Below are 2,613 nucleotides of genomic sequence, written 5' to 3' on the forward strand. Positions count from 1 at the left end.
GGCACCACGCGGTGCTCAGCGCGGCGGCCGGACGCTGGACCCTCGTCGACGAGGGCAGCACGAACGGCACCTTCACGGACGGCCTGCGGATGGACGGGCCCCGTGCGGTGGGCCCAGGGTCCGTCGTACGGTTCGGGCATCCGGAGGAGGGCCCCCGCGCGGTGCTGTCCGCCGGGGCGGCCGGAGCCGCCGGGGTCGAGGCCGAGGCGATGTCCGGGGCGTGGGGTGTCTCTGGTGCTGGTGCTGGTGCTGGTGCTGGTGGTGCCTGGGGCGCCTGCGGTGCCGGTGGTGTCTCCGAGGCCGGCGGTTCCTCCGGGGCGGGCGGTGTCTCCGGGACAGGGGAGGCCTCGGAGGCGACACCGGCCTCGGAGGCGACACCGGCCTCGGAGGCGACACCGGCCTCGGAGGCGACACCGGCCTCGGAGGCGACACCGGCCTCSGAGGCGACACCGGCCTCGGAGGCGACACCGGCCTCGGAGGCGACACCGACCTCGGAGGCGGCACCGACCTCGGAGGCGGCCCCGGACATCGCCTCGGCCTCGACCCCGGCGGCTCCGGCCGCCCCGGCGGACAGCACCGCGCGGGGGCCCTCCTCCGGATGCCCGAACCGTACGACGGACCCTGGGCCCACCGCACGGGGCCCGTCCATCCGCAGGCCGTCCGTGAAGGTGCCGTTCGTGCTGCCCTCGTCGACGAGGGTCCAGCGTCCGGCCGCCGCGCTGAGCACCGCGTGGTGCCAGGAGGCGCGGGCGTCCGCGAGCACGATGTCACTGGTGGGGTCCCGCCCGATGCGATAGACACGGCCCGGAGTCATCCGGATCGTGTCCCCGTCGATCTCGAGGACCAGCTGGGGCGCCGCGGGCGCGACGGGCCGCTCTCCCATGCGTGAATTTTATCCGCCGGAGGCCGTCCCTGCCCGGGATGGGACCGCCGGTAGGGTGGGCGTCCGCCGCAGGACGCGGCCCGGAACGACGAGGAGGCGCCCGTGCCGAAAGGTGTCACCAGGAGGCGGCCGCGTACCCGCGCGGCGCTGTTGAAGGCCGCCCTGGAGACCTTCGCCGAGCACGGATTCCACGCCGCGACGATCGAGCAGGTCTGCGAGCGGGCCGGCTACACGCGGGGTGCCTACTACTCGAACTTCGCCAGCAAGGAAGAACTCTTCCTGGCCCTCTTCGACGAGCACAGCGACCGGATCGTCCGGCGGCTCGCCGAGTCGATCGACGCGCTGACGGCCGACGAGTACACCCTGGACCGGCTCGCGGAGCTGGCGGCCCGGGTCGAGCCGGACGAGCGGGACTGGTACCTCGTCACCACCGAGTTCACCCTGCACGCGATCCGCGACCCGCAGGCGGCCTGGGTGCTCGCCCGTCATGACGCGCGGCTGCGGGCCGAGATCGCCCGCGGGCTCACCCTCGTCCTGCGCCGGGCCGGACGCGAACTCACCGTGGACGCCGACCGGTTCGCGCGGCTCCTCATCGCCCTGCGCGAGGGTGGACTCGCGCAGAGCTACGTGGAGCCTGCGGAGCTGCCGCCGGGCAGTCTGGAGCGCCAGTTCCTCGTCCCGCTCCTGGAGGCGTCGACGCGACGCATCCCCGACACTGCCCCCGACACCGGCAGCAACGCCGGTGCGGGGCAAGGGAGTCAGTCGAAGAGGTCCGGGTCCGACGCCGTGATCTGATCCCACAGCGGGCGCGCCTGGAACCAGCCGGCCAGATGACCGCCGATCTGCCCGCGGGTGAGCAGGGCCGTCTCGCGGTCGATGTGCTGCGGCGTGCCCGCGGCCATCGCGAGGAGCTGGGCCTGGCAGGAGCGCTCCATGGTGACGAACCACCAGACGGCCTCGGCGACGGACTGTCCGACGGTGAGCAGTCCGTGGTTCTTGAGGATGACCGCCTTGTGGTCGCCCAGGGCCTTCGCGACCCGCTCACCCTCCTCGGTCTCGTTGACGACGCCGCGGTAGTCCTCGTAGAGGCCGTGGTCCTCGAAGAAGGCGCAGGCGTCCTGGGTGATCGGGGCGAGCGGGATGCCGAGGCTGGAGAACGCCTTGCCGTGCAGGGAGTGCGAGTGCGCGGCGGCGACCGCGTCGGGCCGGGCGGCGTGGACGCGGGAGTGGATGACGAACGCGGCCCGGTTCACGGGCCTGCGCCCCTCCAGCACGGTCCCCTCGTGGTCCACCAGGATCAGGTCGGAGGCCTTGATCTGGCCGAAGCTCATGCCGAAGGGGTTGACCCAGAAGGCGTTCGGCTCGCCCGGATCGCGGACGGTGATGTGCCCGGCGACCCCCTCGGAGAAGCCGAACCTCCCGAAGATGCGAAAACCGGCGGCGAGTTGCTCCTTGCGGTACCGACGCTCCTCCTCGACGGAGTCGAAGGTGGGCGGCAGCGGCAGCACGACCCCGTCGGGCAGCGGCCCGACGGCGGCGGCGAGCGCGGACGGCACGGTACTCATGACGACTCCTCGGCGAACGGATGAGACTCGGGACCGGTACACGACCCGACGGGGGCGGGGCGCGCCAAAAGATACAGAGACGCATCCGATACGACAATGGATCAGGGTTCGGGGCGGGGGGTCGGCTGTCGGCGTGTGGAGGCGCCTCCCCGGGGCGCACAGGCG

General features: G+C 73.1%; 2 protein-coding genes and 2 pseudogenes. 2 read left to right on the forward strand and 2 right to left on the reverse strand.

Annotation, left to right across the window (positions count from 1 at the left end; translation table 11 throughout):
- Positions 1–11: 11 nt before the first annotated feature.
- Positions 12–77: pseudogene (locus tag EAO70_RS39235) on the forward strand (hypothetical protein); the annotation flags it as partial.
- 584 nt (positions 78–661) lie between these two features.
- On the opposite strand, the pseudogene EAO70_RS37940 reads toward EAO70_RS39235, so the two are convergent.
- Positions 662–883: pseudogene (locus EAO70_RS37940) on the reverse strand (FHA domain-containing protein); the annotation flags it as partial.
- 102 nt (positions 884–985) lie between these two features.
- Here EAO70_RS37940 and EAO70_RS15545 point away from each other — a divergent pair.
- Positions 986–1,678, forward strand: coding sequence for a TetR/AcrR family transcriptional regulator (locus tag EAO70_RS15545; protein ID WP_261992882.1), 693 nt, complete (start codon positions 986–988; stop codon positions 1,676–1,678).
- On the opposite strand, the gene EAO70_RS15550 is transcribed toward EAO70_RS15545, so the two are convergent.
- Positions 1,642–2,448, reverse strand: a complete 807-nt coding sequence (locus tag EAO70_RS15550; RefSeq protein WP_148003576.1) for a class II aldolase/adducin family protein — start codon at positions 2,446–2,448, stop codon at positions 1,642–1,644. The two genes, EAO70_RS15545 and EAO70_RS15550, sit on opposite strands and share 37 nt — an antisense overlap.
- Between the last annotated feature and the right edge of the window lie 165 nt (positions 2,449–2,613).

The organism is Streptomyces sp. adm13(2018), from assembly GCF_008042145.1.
Taxonomy (GTDB): Bacteria; Actinomycetota; Actinomycetes; order Streptomycetales; family Streptomycetaceae; genus Streptomyces.